Source organism: Pseudomonas sp. JY-Q (assembly GCF_001655295.1).
Lineage (GTDB): Bacteria > Pseudomonadota > Gammaproteobacteria > Pseudomonadales > Pseudomonadaceae > Aquipseudomonas > Aquipseudomonas alloputida.
In genome coordinates this window covers 1,633,706-1,648,350 of sequence record NZ_CP011525.1, presented here as the reverse complement: position 1 = coordinate 1,648,350, position 14,645 = coordinate 1,633,706, and the positions used below count along the sequence as shown (strand labels likewise).

Annotated in this window: 13 protein-coding genes; 4 read left to right on the top strand and 9 right to left on the bottom strand. The window is 62.5% G+C overall.

What is annotated here, in order from left to right; translation table 11 throughout:
* Positions 1–70 precede the first annotated feature (70 nt).
* The 5 genes from AA098_RS07455 to AA098_RS07435 all read right to left on the bottom strand — a co-directional run bounded on the left by AA098_RS07455 (position 71) and on the right by AA098_RS07435 (position 4,522).
* The gene (locus AA098_RS07455; RefSeq protein ID WP_064614010.1) at positions 71–1,903 is read right to left on the bottom strand and encodes an ABC transporter ATP-binding protein; all 1,833 of its coding nucleotides are present in this window, start codon (positions 1,901–1,903) and stop codon (positions 71–73) included.
* A complete protein-coding gene (locus AA098_RS07450; RefSeq protein ID WP_003252648.1) occupies positions 1,896–2,528 on the bottom strand; it encodes a DsbA family protein in 633 nt (210 codons plus the stop codon). The genes AA098_RS07455 and AA098_RS07450 overlap by 8 nt, the downstream gene beginning before the upstream one ends.
* A 3-nt stretch (positions 2,529–2,531) precedes the next feature.
* Positions 2,532–3,464, bottom strand: coding sequence for a rhodanese-related sulfurtransferase (locus AA098_RS07445; RefSeq protein ID WP_003252646.1), 933 nt, complete (start codon positions 3,462–3,464; stop codon positions 2,532–2,534).
* A 226-nt stretch (positions 3,465–3,690) separates the two neighbouring features.
* The gene (locus AA098_RS07440) at positions 3,691–3,987 is read right to left on the bottom strand and encodes a BolA family transcriptional regulator (RefSeq protein ID WP_060539165.1); all 297 of its coding nucleotides are present in this window, start codon (positions 3,985–3,987) and stop codon (positions 3,691–3,693) included.
* Between the two features lie 10 nt (positions 3,988–3,997).
* Positions 3,998–4,522 (bottom strand): DUF2059 domain-containing protein, encoded by a 525-nt coding sequence (locus tag AA098_RS07435; RefSeq protein WP_003252642.1) that lies wholly within the window; start codon positions 4,520–4,522, stop codon positions 3,998–4,000.
* Between the two features lie 154 nt (positions 4,523–4,676).
* On the opposite strand from AA098_RS07435, the gene AA098_RS07430 reads away from it, so the two are divergent.
* A complete protein-coding gene (locus AA098_RS07430; protein ID WP_014860619.1) occupies positions 4,677–6,071 on the top strand; it encodes a class II fumarate hydratase in 1,395 nt (464 codons plus the stop codon).
* 276 nt (positions 6,072–6,347) lie between these two features.
* On the opposite strand, the gene AA098_RS07425 is transcribed toward AA098_RS07430, so the two are convergent.
* Positions 6,348–7,301 carry a DMT family transporter gene (locus AA098_RS07425; RefSeq protein WP_041167251.1) on the bottom strand — a complete coding sequence of 318 codons (954 nt, stop codon included), beginning with the start codon at positions 7,299–7,301 and terminating at the stop codon, positions 6,348–6,350.
* Between the two features lie 291 nt (positions 7,302–7,592).
* The gene (pap, locus tag AA098_RS07420) at positions 7,593–9,086 is read right to left on the bottom strand and encodes a polyphosphate:AMP phosphotransferase (RefSeq protein WP_064614009.1); all 1,494 of its coding nucleotides are present in this window, start codon (positions 9,084–9,086) and stop codon (positions 7,593–7,595) included.
* Between the two features lie 136 nt (positions 9,087–9,222).
* On the opposite strand from pap, the gene mnmC reads away from it, so the two are divergent.
* Positions 9,223–11,187, top strand: coding sequence for a bifunctional tRNA (5-methylaminomethyl-2-thiouridine)(34)-methyltransferase MnmD/FAD-dependent 5-carboxymethylaminomethyl-2-thiouridine(34) oxidoreductase MnmC (mnmC, locus tag AA098_RS07415; RefSeq protein ID WP_064614008.1), 1,965 nt, complete (start codon positions 9,223–9,225; stop codon positions 11,185–11,187).
* Positions 11,188–11,809: 622 nt separating this feature from the next.
* Positions 11,810–12,226 (top strand): hypothetical protein, encoded by a 417-nt coding sequence (locus AA098_RS07410; protein ID WP_064614007.1) that lies wholly within the window; start codon positions 11,810–11,812, stop codon positions 12,224–12,226.
* Between the two features lie 34 nt (positions 12,227–12,260).
* On the opposite strand, the gene AA098_RS07405 is transcribed toward AA098_RS07410, so the two are convergent.
* A complete protein-coding gene (locus tag AA098_RS07405) occupies positions 12,261–12,743 on the bottom strand; it encodes a DUF2514 domain-containing protein (protein ID WP_256545277.1) in 483 nt (160 codons plus the stop codon).
* 35 nt (positions 12,744–12,778) lie between these two features.
* Positions 12,779–13,267, bottom strand: a complete 489-nt coding sequence (locus AA098_RS07400; protein ID WP_064614005.1) for a glycoside hydrolase family protein — start codon at positions 13,265–13,267, stop codon at positions 12,779–12,781.
* Between the two features lie 324 nt (positions 13,268–13,591).
* Here AA098_RS07400 and AA098_RS07395 point away from each other — a divergent pair, with 324 nt between their 5' ends.
* Complete coding sequence (locus AA098_RS07395) at positions 13,592–14,620, top strand: IS30-like element ISPsp7 family transposase (protein WP_011911495.1); 1,029 nt, start codon at positions 13,592–13,594, stop codon at positions 14,618–14,620.
* Positions 14,621–14,645: the final 25 nt, after the last annotated feature.

The following is a 14,645-nucleotide window of genomic DNA, read 5'->3' as shown; positions in this document are numbered from 1 at the left end:
GGATCGCACCAGCTTTTAGAAATTGAGCAAGACAGTTGCTCCCATAAGCCCGGTGAAGGCAGCCAGATAGTCAGCTCTGCTGCAGATGCCCATAAAGCTTGGCGTATAACCCACCCTCGGCAATCAGCTGCTGATGGTCGCCGTCTTCGGCCACGTGCCCGCCATCGAACACCAGCACCCGGTCGGCCTGTTTCACCGCCGACAAGCGATGGGCGATGATCAGCGTGGTGCGGCCGCTGAGGAAGCACGCCAAGGCCTGATGCAGGTTGTACTCGGTGGCGGCATCCAGGGCTGAGGTGGCCTCGTCGAGGATCACTACCTTGGGCTCAGCCAGTACCATGCGGGCAATGGCCAGGCGCTGGCGCTGGCCACCGGACAAGCGCACGCCTGAACGCCCTACCACACTGTCCAGGCCCTGCGGCAAGGCGGCGATGGTGGCATCCAGCTGGGCGATGCGCAGCGCCTGCCAGCACGCATCATCGCTGCAGTCGCGGCCCATGGTCAGGTTGGCACGCACGCTGTCGTTGAACAGCGACGGGTGCTGCAACACCACCGCGACATTCTCGCGCAGGGTTTCCAGGCCGATTTCCTGCAGGCTGGCCCCGCCAAAGCGGATGGTCCCGGCCTGGGCGCTGTATAGGCCCAGCAGTAGCTGCACCAGCGTGCTCTTGCCGCCGCCGCTGGCACCGACAATCGCCACCTTCTCACCCGCGGCGATAGACAGGTCGAGGTGCTCGAGCACCGGCTCGTCGGCATAGGCAAAGCGCAGGTCGCGCACGTCAATGCCCACCGTTTCGCGGCCGGCGAACGGGTCGCTGGCGGCCGGGTATTGCGGCTCGTCGGCACGCGCCAGCAGCTCGTTGAGGCGACTCAGCGCACCGCCGGCGGCGTAGTAGGCATATTGCAGATTAAGCAGTTGCTCCACCGGACCGATCATGAACCACAGGTAGCTGAACACTGCCAGCATCTGGCCGATCGACAGATCGGAAAACAGCACGGTCAGCATGGCCGCCGCGCGGAAGATGTCGATGCCGAACTGGAACAGCAGGCCACTGGCACGGCCACTGGCATCGCTTTTCCATTGCGAGTCCACGGCGTAATCGCGCACCTCGCGGGCACGCAAGCCCAGGCGGCCAAGGAAGTAGCCCTGGCGGTTGCCGGCGCGGATTTCCTGGATGGCATCGAGGGTTTCCGCCAGCGCCTGGGTAAAGCGCGCGGTGCTGTCGTTTTCGAGCTTTTTCAGGTGTTTGACCCGCTTGCCCAACTGCACCGTGAAGTAGATCACCAGCGGGTTGAACAGCAAGATCAGCAAGGCCAGCTGCCAGTGCATCCAGATCAGGATGGCCGCCGTGCCGGTCAGTGTCAGCATGGCCACCAGGAAGCGGCTGAGGGTTTCGCCAACGAACTTGTCGAGGGTGTCCAGGTCGGTGACCAGGTGGGTGGTCACCGTGCCGCTGCCCAGGCTTTCGTACTCTTTCAGCGAAATACGCTTGAGGCGCTCGATCAGGCGGATGCGCAGGCGGTAGACGATGTCCTTGGCCAGCCCGGCGAACAGCTTGGACTGGATCACGTTGAAGGCCAGCGCAGCCAGGCGCAGGCACAGGGTGAGCGCCAGCATCAGGCCGATGTAGCCGGCTGCTACCTGCCAGTTGGACGGCAGCAGGTGGTTCATCCACTTCAGCGCGGCATCGCCATGGCCGAGCAGTACTTCGTCCACCAACAGCGGCAGCAGCAGCGGAATGGGCACACTGCAACACGCCGCCAGTAACGCAATGAGGTTGGCGGACCAGAGGTTTTTCTTGTGATGCAGGGCCAGGCGGCGGATTTCCGCCCAGCTCAGTCGATCGCCCGCAGTGTATGGCTTGCCCGGTACCGGGTCGGGTGACCCTGGTACATCAAGCACAGGCGGCCTGCTGCAGCCAGCGGCCGAGCAAGGGTTGCAGGCGCTCCAGCGGCTGGTAGCCGTTGGTCAGCAAGGCCAGTTGGCCATTGCGCTCGGCCAGCAAGGTCGGGAAACCGGCAATACCCAGGTCCTGGGCCCAGGCGAAGTCGGCCGCGGTGGCGGCGCGGGTATCGGCACGGGCGAAGGTTTCGGCGAACGCGGCACGGTCGAAGCCACTCTGGGAGGCCAGCTCGACCAGCTGCGGCGCGGTGGTCACATCGGTACCCTGCTCGTAGAACGAACGCTGGATCAACGCCAGCAGCGGCCAGACGCGCTCGGCATCCAGCTCGCGGGCCGCGACCAGGGCGCGACAGGCCGGCTCGGTGTCGTAGACGAAACCGTCAGGCATGGCCCCCTCGAAGCGGAACGGCTGGCCGGTAGCATCAGCCACCGCCTGCCAGTGTTCCAGGATGTACTTGCGAGTGGAGCTGTCCAGGGCGCTGCCGCCCGTACGCAGCCCGCCCGTTACCAGGCGGGCAGGCACGCCTGCCTCACGCGCCTGGGCGATCAGGGCCGCGGCCACTGGCGCAAACCCCCAGCACCAGGAGCACATCGGGTCCATCACATAGATCAGGCGTGCAGACATGCTTCAAGCCTCGGCTTTGTAGTTGTAACCGATCGGGTGCGGCAGGTTGCGGGCCTTGGCCAGCTCGATCTGCTTCTGCCGGTCGATGGCACTGCGCCGGGTCTTCTCGCTCAGGCTGTCCCAGCAATGCGGGCAGCTGACACCTGGCGAATAGTGCTCGGACGCGCGCTCCTCTGCATTGATCGGATGGCGGCAGGCGTGGCACTGGTCGTACTCACCTTCGCTCAGGTCATGGCGCACCGTAACCCGGTTGTCGAAGACGAAGCAGTCGCCGTCCCACAGGCTTTCTTCCTGAGGCACTTCCTCGAAGTATTTCAGGATGCCGCCCTTAAGATGATAGACCGACTCGAAGCCTTCACCGAGCATGTAGCTGGAGGCCTTTTCGCAACGGATGCCGCCGGTGCAGAACATGGCGACCTTCTTGTGCTTGCTCGGGTCGAAATTGGCCTTGATGTACTCCGGGAACTCACGGAACGTTTCGGTCTTCGGGTCGATGGCGCCCTTGAACGTACCGATGGCCACTTCGTAGTCGTTGCGGGTGTCGATCAACAGCACTTCCGGGTCGCTGATCAGGGCGTTCCAGTCCTTGGGCTCGACATAGGTACCAACGGCCTGGTTGGGGTCTACGCCCGGCACGCCGAGGGTGACGATCTCTTTCTTGAGCTTGACCTTGGTGCGGTAGAACGGCTGTTCGTCGCAGTACGACTCTTTATGGTCGACATCGACCAGGCGCGGGTCGTTGCGCAGCCAGGCCAGCAGGCCATCGATGCCTTCGCGGGTGGCCGATACGGTGCCGTTGATGCCCTCGTGGGCCAGCAGCAGGGTGCCTTTGACGTTGTTGTCGAGCATGGTCTTGAGCAGCGGCTCACGCAGCTCGACGTAGTCTTCCAGGGTGACGAACTTGTACAGCGCCGCGACGACGATGGCTTGAGACATGTAACGGAATCTCCAGGTGGTTGCCCTCGTAAGGGGCGGACCGGGTTTGACGGTATAGAAAAGCATGGGGGCGCTTTGCGCCCCTTTCGCGACACAAGGCCGCTCCCACAGGGGACCGCGTAACCTGATGGCTAGTGCGGTTTTTGTGGGAGCGGCCTTGTGTCGCGAAAGGGCCGCAAAGCGGCCCCCGGATTTTGCAGGATTCTACCAGAACAACAGAAAGGTTTCAGTGCCCGCCGCCGGCGCACACCGGCGAGGCCGGTGCAACGCCGACCTTGGCCCACTCTTCGGCGGTGTAGGTGTGGATGGCCAGGGCGTGAATCTCGCCCATCAGCTCACCCATGGTGGCGTACACCTTCTGGTGGCGCTTGACGCTGTTCAACCCGGCGAACTGCTCGCTGACGATCACGGCCTTGTAGTGGGTCTCCTGACCACGACTGTGCATGTGACTTTCGTTGAGCACTTGCAGGTGTTGCGGCGCCAGCGCGGCCAGTTGCTGTTCGATACGTTGTTGCATGATCATTGCGGCGTACTCACTTCTTCGCGGGTGCGGCGGCCTTGCCTGCGTTCGGGTCCAGCTCTTTGGTCATGTCTTCCAGCAGCTTGTTCACCACCGGTACTGCGGGCTCCAGGCTCTGCTGGGTCAGCTGTGCCGACTGCTGAGTGACCTTGGGCATTTCACGCAGCACTTTCTTGCCCAGCGGCGATTCGTAGAACTTGACCAGGTCTTTCAGCTCCTGCTCGGTGAAGGTCTGGGTGTACAGGTCGACCATCTTCGGCTTCAGCTTGTTCCAGCCGATGGCGTTGTCCAGGGCGGCATTGGCCTTGGCCTGGTAGCTTTCCAGCACCGGTTGCTTGGCGGCCGGGGCCTTGGTCTGGGCGAAACGCTGGGCGAACATCTGCTGCACTTGCATGTACACCGGGGTGCCCAGCTTGTCGGCGTTGGCCAGGGTCAGGAATTTCTCGGCAGCAGCGTTGTGGCTGGCGGTGGCAGCGAGTACCTGGCCACTGGCGCAAACCAGGGCAACGGCGGCACAAAGGACACGGAGACGGGTCATTGCATTTCCTTCAAAGAGAGGGAGGCGGGCACCTCAGAGTAGAGCATTCTGCGCCGTGGTGGCGATGTGCTCAAGTGGCACGACGAGCGACGGAACCGCTCGGTCGAATCAGGGCCTAAACTGCGATTTCGAACTACACAGGAGTGAGTACAGAATGAGCCGTATCGAGACAGACAGCCTGGGTCCGGTCGAAGTTCCGGAGGACGCCTACTGGGGTGCGCAGACCCAGCGTTCGCTGATCAACTTCGCCATTGGCAAGGAGCGCATGCCCCTCGCGGTGTTGCACGCCCTGGCACTGATCAAGAAGGCCGCGGCGCGCGTCAACGACCGCAATGGCGACCTGCCGGCCGACATCGCCCGGCTGATCGAACAGGCCGCCGATGAAGTGCTGGCTGGCCAGCACGACGATCAGTTCCCGCTCGTCGTCTGGCAGACGGGCAGTGGCACCCAGAGCAACATGAACGTCAACGAGGTGATTGCCGGACGCGCCAACGAACTGGCCGGCAAAGGCCGTGGCGGCAAGGCGCCGGTGCACCCCAATGACCACGTCAACCGCTCGCAGAGCTCCAACGACTGCTTCCCCACCGCCATGCACATTGCGGCAGCCCAGGCGGTGCAGGAAAAGCTACTGCCGGCCGTGACCGAACTGTCTTCAGGGCTGGCCGAGCTGTCGATGCGTCACCACCAACTGGTAAAAACCGGTCGCACACACATGATGGACGCCACGCCGATCACCTTCGGCCAGGAAGTGTCGGCCTTCGTCGCCCAGCTCGATTACGCCCAGCGCGCCATCCGCGCCACCCTGCCGGCGGTGTGCGAACTGGCCCAGGGCGGCACTGCCGTGGGTACCGGGCTGAACGCCCCGCAGGGGTTTGCCGAGGCCATCGCTGCCGAGCTGGCGGCGCTGTCCGGCCTGCCGTTCATCACCGCGCCGAACAAGTTCGCCGCCCTCGCCGGCCACGAGCCGCTGACCAGCCTGGCGGGCGCCCTGAAAACCCTGGCCGTGGCCTTGATGAAAATTGCCAACGACCTGCGCCTGCTGGGTTCCGGCCCGCGCGCCGGGCTGGCCGAGGTGCGCCTGCCGGCCAACGAGCCCGGCAGCTCGATCATGCCGGGCAAGGTCAACCCCACCCAGTGCGAGGCGCTGTCGATGTTGGCCTGCCAGGTACTGGGCAACGACGCGGCCATCGGCTTTGCCGCCAGCCAGGGGCATTTGCAGCTGAATGTGTTCAAGCCGGTGATCATTCATAACCTGCTGCAATCCATCGAGTTGCTGGCCGATGGTTGCCGCAACTTCCAGCAGCATTGCGTGGCGGGTATCGAGCCGGATGCCGAGCAGATGGCCGCGCACCTGGAGCGCGGGTTGATGCTGGTGACGGCGCTGAACCCGCATATTGGCTATGACAAGGCGGCGGAAATTGCCAAAAAGGCTTACAGCGAGGGCAAGACCCTGCGCGAGGCGGCCTTGGCGTTGAAGTACCTGACCAATGAGCAGTTCGACCAGTGGGTGCGGCCGGAGAACATGCTGGCGCCGGGCGGCAAGGGCTGACTGCTCTGTAGCCTGTACCGGCCCTTTCGCGGGTGAACCCGCTCCTACGACGAGCGGCGATCCATGGTAGGAGCGGGTTCACCCGCGAAAGGGCCGGTACAGGCAATCGACAGACCTAGTGTGGTGTTTTGCAAATACGGCCAATAACTCGCGAGCGATTTTTGCGCTCAAGCAAGGCGTCGCGACGAGTCGTAGCCCAGCCACGGCGAGGAGCGACAACGCCGCATGAGCGCAAAAAGCGCCGCGCGTTATGGTCGTTATTTGTGAAACACCACACTAGGCCAACCGCGCCCGGCGCGCCCGCCACCCGGCCACCAGCGACGGCCCCAGCGCCACCAGCGCCGAACCGAACACCACCGTGACCGCCCCCACATAGCCCAGGGCATTGATGTCCTCGGCATGCACATACTCAGGCCAAACCAACGCCGCCAGCGCCACCGCAACGAAGGTCACCAGCGGGGTCAGCGCCAGCGTGGCACTTACCCGTGAGGCCTCCCAGTGCGCCAGTGCTTCGGCAAACGCGCCGTATGCCACCAGGGTATTCAGGCAACAGGCCAGCAGCAGCCAGCCTTGCACCGGGGTCAGTTGCAAGGCCTCCAGCGGGTGCACCCAAGGTGTCAGCAACGCAGCGCAGCTGAGGTAGATCACCATCATCACCTGCTGCGAGTGCCACACGGTCAGCAACTGCTTCTGGCTCAGGGCGTAGAACACCCAGATGCTGGTCGCCAGCAAGATGGTCAACACGCCGGTGGTGTAGGTACCCAGCGAAGTCAGTAGCTCTTCCAGGCGCTGGTTGAAGAACAGGCCAAACCCTGCCAGCAGCACCAACAGGCCCACGCCCTGCCCCACACTGAAGCGCTCGCGGAACACGAACACGCTGGCCACCAGCAACAGCACCGGGCCGATCTGTACCACCAGTTGTGCGGTGCCTGGGCTAAGCAGTTTGAGACCGATCAGGTAGAGCACGTAGTTGCCCATCAGGCCGAGCACGGCCACCAGCACCAGGCCCTTGCCCTTGGGCGCCAGTTTACGCATGGACGGCAAACGCCGCTGAGCCGCCAGCCAGGCGAACAGCAGGCTGCCGGAGACCAGCAGGCGGTACCAGGTGACAGTGATCGGGTCGACCACTTGCAATACCTGCTTGAGCTTGATCGGCAAGATGCCCCAGAGCAGCGCCGTCAGAAGTGCCAGGAACAGCCCATAGCCCCAGCGGCCAGAAGTGGTGTGCATAAAATCCTCGATCAAGCCCGTGGTGGGGGTTGTTGAATTCTACGGGGTTGGAGGACGGAGACGGTGGAGAGTGCCGAGAAAAGAATTCATCAGGTCATTCTTTTGGGGCATGGCTGGGGGGAGGTGTTGCCTGTGCTGGCCCTTTCGCGGGTAAACCCGCTCCTACGGGAGGGTGAGCTGCGCCCCGGTGTTGGATTTTTTGTCCAACATCCGGGGCGCAGCTCAGCGCGCGATCCCTTGTAGGAGCGGGTTTACCCGCGAAAGGGCCAGAACAGGCAACATCACCGTCGGCTATTTTTTTTGCTTGGCAAACGCCGCTTCCAGCGCCTGGTTGATGGTGCGCACCACCTTCACCCGCGCCCAGCGCTTGTCATTGGCCTCCACCAGCGTCCAAGGGGCAATCTCGCTGCTGGTGCGGTCGACCATGTCGCCCACCGCCTGGGAGTATTCGTCCCACTTGTCGCGGTTGCGCCAGTCATCCTCGGTGATCTTGTAGCGTTTGAACGGAATTTGCTCACGCTCTTCGAAGCGCTCCAGTTGGGTCTGCTGGTCGATCGCCAGCCAGAACTTGACCACCACCACGCCGGCATCCACCAACTGCTCTTCAAAGTCGTTGATCTCGCTGTAGGCACGCATCCAGTCAGCGGGGCTGCAGAAGCCTTCCACCCGCTCCACCAGCACCCGGCCATACCAGGAACGGTCGAAGATGGTGAACTTGCTCCGTGCCGGGATGTGCCGCCAGAACCGCCACAGGTACGGCTGCGCACGCTCTTCTTCGGTCGGCGCGGCAATCGGCACGATACGGTACTGCCGCGGGTCCAGCGCCGCCGCCACGCGGCGGATGGCGCCCCCCTTGCCGGCGGCGTCGTTGCCTTCGAACACCGCCACCAGGGCATGCCGGCGCATGCGCTTGTCACGCAGCAGGCCGGCCAGACGGGCCTGTTCGGTGATCAACTGTTCCTGATAGTCGGCCTTGTCCAGGCGCAAGGTCATGTCCAGGGCGCCAAGCAGGCTGCGGTCGTCGATGCTGTGGCCCAGCGGGGCCACGTTGCCCTGGTGCTTGCCCTTGGGATTATTGGCCAGCGCGGCTTGCAGGCTTTCCAGCAGAATGCGCCCCACCGCCAGGCTGCGGTAATTCGGGTCTACCCCTTCGATGATGTGCCATGGCGCATAGTCGCGGCTGGTGCGGCGCAGCACGCGCTCACCAAAGCGCACGAAGCGGTCGTAGGTTTGCGACTGCTGCCAATCCAGCGGGCTGATCTTCCAGCTGTGCAGCGGGTCGTCCTTGAGCGATTTCAGCCGTGCCTTCATCTGCTTCTTGGACAGGTGGAACCAGAACTTGATGATCAGCGCACCTTCATCGCAAAGCATCTGCTCCAGGCGCTCGGCACCGGTAATGGCCTGATCGAGCACGGCATCCTTGAACACCCCGTGCACCCGCCCCTGCAGCATCTGGCTGTACCAGTTGCCAAAGAACACACCCATCCGCCCCTTGGGTGGCAAGGCCCGCCAATAGCGCCAGGCGGGTGGGCGGGCCAGCTCTTCGTCGGTCTGCTGGTCGAAGGTGAGCACATCGATCATGCGCGGGTCCATCCACTCGTTGAGCAGTTTTACCGTCTCACCCTTGCCGGCGCCTTCAATGCCGTTGATCAGCACGATCACCGGAAACCGCGCCTGCTGCTTGAGTTCGTACTGGGCTTCGAGCAGGGCCTCGCGTAAAGCGGGTACCTCGGCGTCGTAAGCCTCCTTGTCGATGCTGTGGCCGATTTCGGCAGATTCGAACATGCACTGGCTCCTTCAATGGATAAGCAAGACTAGCGGATTTCATTTCGGCCTGTATTGACCTCTTCACCAATGAACGCGCTCCCACAGCTCAGCCGGATGGCATAAAATCCCGCCATCCGCTGCAACCGAGCCCACCATGCCCACCCTCCTCCAGCACGCCCAGATCGACTGGGACGACCAGGGCCGCCCCCATTCGCGGCACTATGACGACGTCTATTTCGCAGTCAACGAAGGCATCGAAGAAACCAAGCACGTGTTCCTCGGACAGACCCGCCTGGCCGAACGTTTTGCCAACCTGGCGCCGCACGCCTGCACGGTGATCGGCGAAACCGGTTTTGGCACCGGCATGAATTTTTTCTGCGCCTGGCAGCTGTTCGACCAGCACGCACACAGCGACGCGCGCCTGCACTTCGTCAGCGTCGAAAAGTACCCCCTCGACCACGCCGACATGGCCCGCGCAGTGCGCCTGTGGCCTGAACTGGCCGCCTATACCGAGCCGCTGCTGGAGCAATACGTGGCGGTGCACCCGGGCTTTCAGCAGTTCACCTTCGCCGGTGGCAGGGTCACCCTGACCCTGTTGATAGGCGATGTGCTGGAACAGCTGCCGCAACTCGATGCGCAGATCGATGTGTGGTTCCTCGACGGCTTCGCCCCCGCCAAGAACCCCGACATGTGGACCCCGGAGCTGTTTGCGCAACTGGCGCGGCTATCGCATCCGGGCACGGTGCTGGGCACCTTCACCACCACCGGCTGGGTACGCCGCAGCCTGGTGGAAGCCGGCTTCGCCATGAAGAAGGTGCCAGGCATCGGCAAGAAGTGGGAGGTGATGAGCGGCGCCTACGTCGGCCTCCGGCCCGGCCCATGCGCGCCTTGGTACGCGCGCCCCGCGGTGACACAGGGGCCGCGCGAGGCGCTGGTGATCGGTGCCGGACTTGCCGGCAGCAGCAGCGCCGCCAGCCTGGCCCGGCGCGGCTGGCAGGTAACCGTGCTGGAGCGCCACGAAGCCCCGGCCCAGGAAGCTTCAGGCAACCCGCAAGGGGTGCTGTACCTCAAGCTGTCTGCCCATGGCACCGCGCTCTCGCAGATGATCCTGTCCGGGTTCGGCTACACCCGGCGTCAGCTGCAGCGCTTGCAGCGTGGCCGTGACTGGGATGCCTGCGGGGTGCTGCAACTGGCCTTCGACAGCAAGGAGGCCGAACGCCAGGGCAAGCTGGCTGCCGCCTTCGACCATGGCTTGCTGCACTGCCTGGCGCGCGCGGAGGCCGAAGCCATCGCCGGCGTGGCATTGCCTGGCGGCGGGTTGTTCTACCCCGAAGGTGGCTGGGTGCACCCTCCAGCGCTGTGCCAACAGCAGTTGCAGCACCCTGGTATTCGCGTGGTGACCCACCAGGACGTGCTCGAACTGCGCAAAGTGGATGAGCATTGGCAAGCCTGGGCTGGCGACCAGCTGTTAGCCCGCGCTCCAGTGGTGGTCCTGGCCGGTGCGGCGGATGTGCTGCGCTTCGAACCTTGCGCGCAGTTACCACTCAAGCGCATCCGTGGGCAGATCACCCGCTTGCCGGCCACCGCCAGCAGCCAGGCACTGCGCACCGTGGTGTGCGCGGAAGGCTATGTGGCACCGCCGCGCGAGGGTGAACATACACTGGGCGCCAGTTTTGACTTCCACAGCGAAGACCTTGCACCGACGGTGGCCGAGCATCAGGGCAACCTGGCGCTGCTGGACGAAATTTCCGTCGATCTGGCGCAACGGCTGGCTGTGGCTGAACTGGACCCCGAGCAATTGCAGGGACGTGCTGCGTTCCGTTGCACCAGCCCGGATTACCTGCCGATCGTCGGGCCCATTGCCGACGCGCAGGCGTTTACCGAAGCCTATGCAGTACTGGGCCGGGATGCGCGGCAAGTACCGGATGTGCCCTGCCCTTGGCTGGGCGGGTTGTATGTGAACAGCGGGCATGGCTCACGCGGGCTGATCACGGCGCCGTTGAGTGGCGAGCTGGTGGCGGCCTGGGTATGTGGGGAACCGCTGCCATTGCCGCGGGCGGTGGCGGAGGCTTGCCATCCGAACCGGTTTGGATTGCGCCGGTTGATCCGGGGGAAATGATTGCATCGGGTTGCCTGCCCGGCGTCATATAACCAAACATTCTAAAACTCTCGAAAAGCACATAGGTCAGTTCCTTAAGGTGCCCTAATCCGGGGCATCACCTCCCCAACGGAAAAACCGGTAAGGACTTATGTGCGGATTAGCAGGAGTATTGGAAAAGGGGGTTTTAAAGGCTTTCAGGGGCCATAACCCCCCCTGATTCCCCCATAAAAAACCTCATTTGGTACAAAAAGTGGTACGAGAATTACAGTCACGCGAAGCCGTGAATCCGCCTGATCATCGGCAGGAGGAGGCTGCAGCCTCCAGTTGCTTCTCGTAGCCGATCCGCTGCCGGCGCTCGGCCGGCAGAGTGGGATTCCTCCTGCCCACACCCTCTGGTTGCCTGCCTAGCCGCGGGAAAGTTAACCTTGACCAAAAATCCTTCCCACATTAATTACGAATACCAGTAAAATGAGTGCACGGAAACCGCGGCCTCCAGAGGGGGGCGCACCCCTCTGCGGCGTCCTGCCCTGCCGAGCCAGCACGAAGAAACAGTCGTGCCGTATTGAATGAGAGTGAAGGCCATCACCTCCAGGCTGGGATACGCTATCTTCGAATGTCGGTTAATAGCTAGGAGCTAAACGTGAATCAATATGATCTTGTTGCCCAGGAAGATGAGTGGGGATGCGGTGTCGCGTGCATGGCCTCTCTTTTAGGGGTTTCATATCAGAACGCAAAGAAGCTGGCAGAGGATGCGAAAGGACTGGCGATCAATGCAGAGCCAGGTGGTCTAGAGCTTCATGACATAGCAATCGCCCTTCAGAAAGCAGGTGTCAAAGTAATCGCCGATTGGGACCCTGCCGATATCCCTGACGGGGCAATTGTCTGCATCAGAGGCAAGGCACCCTATGCCGATGATCATTACATTCTGAAAACGCCGAGCGGCTGGATGGACCCTTGGTACAACATAGGGAACAACCTTAGGGAGGCCCGGTATCGCGAAGAGTATCCGAGTGGTACCTATTTTCTAGTAGCGCTGGTGCCGGTAAACGGCCAGTAGATCGCTCTGCATCCGCCTGGTTCAGCGAATGCCCCTACGACTTCTGCGGAGTCAGCCCGTCATACTCCCGCTCGCACTGCTGCCCGGCTATTCGGGCGCGGTCATAAGCTTGCGCCAACTCTCCCGCTCGTTCATCAGCCCGTGCGAGCAGGTCGGAGAGCACCATGGCGGCGCGGGTGGCTGTCTCGCCTCTGGCGACAGCGGCGGTATCCGTGCCGGGGCAACTGACGGAGGCAGCGAGCTGGGCGGCGTCACTGCGCAGCCGCTGGCCAGCAGCATCGGCGTCAGTAGCGCCAGCATCAGCAATCGTTCTTTCTTCATGTCCTTTTACCCTCGCCTCTTGTTGCGCCGCGGCGCGGCGCTGCTCTTCTGTTCTGGCCTGAGCCATCGCCAACCGATTACGTTCGGAAATCTCGACCCGGTAAGCCCGAAACTCGTCTCGAGCAGCTGTAGTGGCATCTCTCTGCTCCTGAATGCGGTGTTGTTGCACCGAAAAAACCATAACGAGGGCGATCATCCACCAGCACCAGACCGGTACCGCTCTGAGCCAGATCATGCCAGCACCCCACCAAGCTCAACCCAGCGCCCGAGCAGCTTGTCCAGGCGGTGCGGGTTCTGTCCGTAGTTGTTGCCTGGCAGCGATGCCCAGATGTTCGAGCACTTGGCGATCGCCTGCTCGATGCGGCCCGCCTTGATGTCGTCCAGGGCCTTGCGCTCGCGGATCTGCTGCAGCGCGATTCGGTCCTGGTTCTCCGGCGTGAAACCGCCCGCCAGGCGAAGGCTGACCCGGTATGCATCCCAGTAACGCTCGAGCAACTGGTATCGACCGGCAGCCGTGCTGGTCACAGGCTTGCCGTTGATGGGGAAGGTCAACTTGCGCCTCGGGTGGTCTGCATAGCCTTGGAACAGGCCGCCGCCGTACAGCACGTTGTAACCGTCGTCGCTCGCCCTGACGGTCGAGGTGCCTTCAGAGAAAGCGATCAGGTCCAGAAACCGGAGCACGTTCGCGCCTCCGGCCTGGGATTCGGTGATTTTTGGCATATGCGATTTTCCGATGATCAAGAACCTCCCAAAATGACTTGAGAAAGTCCGAGCGATGAATGAGAAAGGGGAAACGGCTAACCCCTTTCCTCAACAAGCGACCAGTTATGACCTGGAATACTCGTGTCGGCTGAAACTGGGTCTGGTGATTCCATGCCAAACTCCTGCCTTAACGAGTTTTTTCCGAACGCTTCAACCCAGTACAGATTACCGAATAGATCGCTCACAACAGCGCCAGCCCAAGCTGGAGATTCTTCCCAATAAATCGTGGCGGCGGCAAAAACTGAGTGCAACACCTGACCTTTCCGGTACGGTGCTGCCCCTATGTCTTATACCGAACTCAGCGTTGAAGAGCGCGCCACCATTCAAATCGGTCGTACCCAAGGCTTCAGCCTGCGCAGGATTGCCTGCTTGATCAACCGATCCCCTTCGACCATCAGCCGTGAGCTGCGCCGTAACCGAGGTGCTTGCGGTGGCTACTCGGCCCGTCTGGCTCAGCAGCAAATGCAGGCCCGCCGCCAGGTTTGTCGACCGATGCGAAAACTGTTGCCGGGTAGCGAGCGCTTCGAACTGGTGACCCATATGCTGCGTGAGCGTTTGTCTCCCGAGCAGATTGCCGGCAAGCTGCGCAGCATGAACATACCCAACCTGCGAGATGCCTACGTCTGTCGCGAGACGATCTACAACGCGATCTATGCCCTGCCAGTGGGTGAGCTGCGTAAGGAGCTGATCATCTGTCTGCGCCAAGGCAAGACGACGCGCCGGCCGCGCTCTGGTGGCGTGGATCGGCGCGGCCAGATCCCCGAGATGGTCAGTATTCATGTGCGCCCGCCGGAGATTGAAGACAGGCTGATGCCGGGGCATTGGGAAGGCGACCTCATCAAGGGTAAGGCCAACGCCTCGTCCGTCGGTACGCTGGTGGAACGCACCAGTGGCTACCTGATGTTGGTGAAGATGAACGACGCAACGGCGACTTCGGCGCTGGAAGGCTTCAGCGCCGCGCTCAATAGCATGCCGCTGGAGATGCGCAAGAGCATGACTTACGACCAGGGCCGGGAGATGGCGCGACACGCCGAGATCACCCAAAGAACCGGCGTGGCGATCTACTTCTGCGACCCGCACAGCCCCTGGCAGCGCGGCAGCAACGAAAACATCAACGGCCTGATTCGCCAGTACTTGCCCAAGGGCACAGACCTGTCGGTACATAGCCAGGAGGAGCTGGACGCCATTGCGCTGCAACTGAACATGCGACCGCGCAAGCGCTTCGACTTCAAATGCCCCATCGAGGTGATGGGAGAGGTCATGCAAAATGCCATGGCAATGCGGCATGATGCTCCGGTTTCAATTCAATAACCGTGTTGCACTCAGCTCCTGCAAC

Excerpts from the sequence above, each read along its gene's own strand:
- AA098_RS07430 (WP_014860619.1), top strand. The coding sequence starts at position 4,677 with ATGAGCCGTATCGAGACAGACAGCCTGGGTCCGGTCGAAGTTCCGGAG.
- mnmC (WP_064614008.1), top strand. The coding sequence starts at position 9,223 with ATGCCCACCCTCCTCCAGCACGCCCAGATCGACTGGGACGACCAGGGC.
- AA098_RS07395 (WP_011911495.1), top strand. The coding sequence starts at position 13,592 with ATGTCTTATACCGAACTCAGCGTTGAAGAGCGCGCCACCATTCAAATC.
- AA098_RS07405 (WP_256545277.1), bottom strand. The coding sequence starts at position 12,743 with ATGATCGCCCTCGTTATGGTTTTTTCGGTGCAACAACACCGCATTCAG.
- AA098_RS07450 (WP_003252648.1), bottom strand. The coding sequence starts at position 2,528 with ATGTCTGCACGCCTGATCTATGTGATGGACCCGATGTGCTCCTGGTGC.
- pap (WP_064614009.1), bottom strand. The coding sequence starts at position 9,086 with ATGTTCGAATCTGCCGAAATCGGCCACAGCATCGACAAGGAGGCTTAC.
- AA098_RS07435 (WP_003252642.1), bottom strand. The coding sequence starts at position 4,522 with ATGACCCGTCTCCGTGTCCTTTGTGCCGCCGTTGCCCTGGTTTGCGCC.
- AA098_RS07400 (WP_064614005.1), bottom strand. The coding sequence starts at position 13,267 with ATGCCAAAAATCACCGAATCCCAGGCCGGAGGCGCGAACGTGCTCCGG.
- AA098_RS07445 (WP_003252646.1), bottom strand. The coding sequence starts at position 3,464 with ATGTCTCAAGCCATCGTCGTCGCGGCGCTGTACAAGTTCGTCACCCTG.
- AA098_RS07440 (WP_060539165.1), bottom strand. The coding sequence starts at position 3,987 with ATGATCATGCAACAACGTATCGAACAGCAACTGGCCGCGCTGGCGCCG.
- AA098_RS07425 (WP_041167251.1), bottom strand. The coding sequence starts at position 7,301 with ATGCACACCACTTCTGGCCGCTGGGGCTATGGGCTGTTCCTGGCACTT.